At 60.4% G+C, this 680-nt stretch carries 1 protein-coding gene; it reads left to right on the forward strand.

Annotated elements, in window-relative coordinates:
- Positions 1–265 precede the first annotated feature (265 nt).
- Positions 266–529 (forward strand): hypothetical protein, encoded by a 264-nt coding sequence (locus BP858_RS03905; RefSeq protein WP_014867736.1) that lies wholly within the window; start codon positions 266–268, stop codon positions 527–529.
- The last annotated feature ends 151 nt before the right edge of the window (positions 530–680 follow it).

Here is a 680-nt window from a genome sequence, read left to right on the forward strand (position 1 = left end):
GTCCACTGCCCGGGGCGAGCCCGGGGAATCGGTCACTTTCCTGCGTACAGCCTCTCGCTCTGCCCCATGAATTCTCCCGCGCGGCTTTCCGCGCGAAGGACGCAAAGGGGGCATACCGTCCAGCAACCGAACTTCGCGTCCTTCGCCTCCTTCGCGCGAGAGACCGGCGATCACGCCAACGCACCCTCAAGTTAAGATGAAATGGTCCACTACTATGCCGGAAGGTTAATATCTCCCTGAGTAAGCCCTCTTCTGGGAACAGAGAATGTTGCACACACGCGAGATCATCCATAAGATCTGGGACGCACAGGGCTACGGGAACCTCGCCGTCTGGGAGGACGGAACGACCGCCGTCATCGCCCCGGGGGAGAACCCGGTACGGGACGGGAAACCACCACTTGCGGTCTTCAAACCCATCCCTCTCGTGGCGGGTTTTCCTATGCTGGACTTTGCCACCCACGACGCCGACCTGCTCCAGCACATCGAGAAGACAATCAGGGAGGCGGGCGGCGAGATCGTGCGGGACTGACCCGGGCAGCAGAGATTTTTGCCAGCCATATGAGTCCGGCCCCCGGACTCATGCGCAAAAGGGACTTAAAAAAAGGAGCTGATTCTAGTGGACCGTTTCACCTTATGTTGCGGGTCCTGATGCGGGGCGAGCGATCGCCACCTCGCGCGAA

It is taken from the genome of Methanoculleus sp. UBA413 (assembly GCF_002502935.1).
GTDB classification, from domain to species: Archaea; Halobacteriota; Methanomicrobia; order Methanomicrobiales; family Methanoculleaceae; genus Methanoculleus; species Methanoculleus bourgensis.

What these genes read in the sequence shown, in the direction of transcription:
- BP858_RS03905 (WP_014867736.1), top strand. Translation starts at nt 266, where the DNA reads ATGTTGCACACACGCGAGATCATCCATAAGATCTGGGACGCACAGGGC.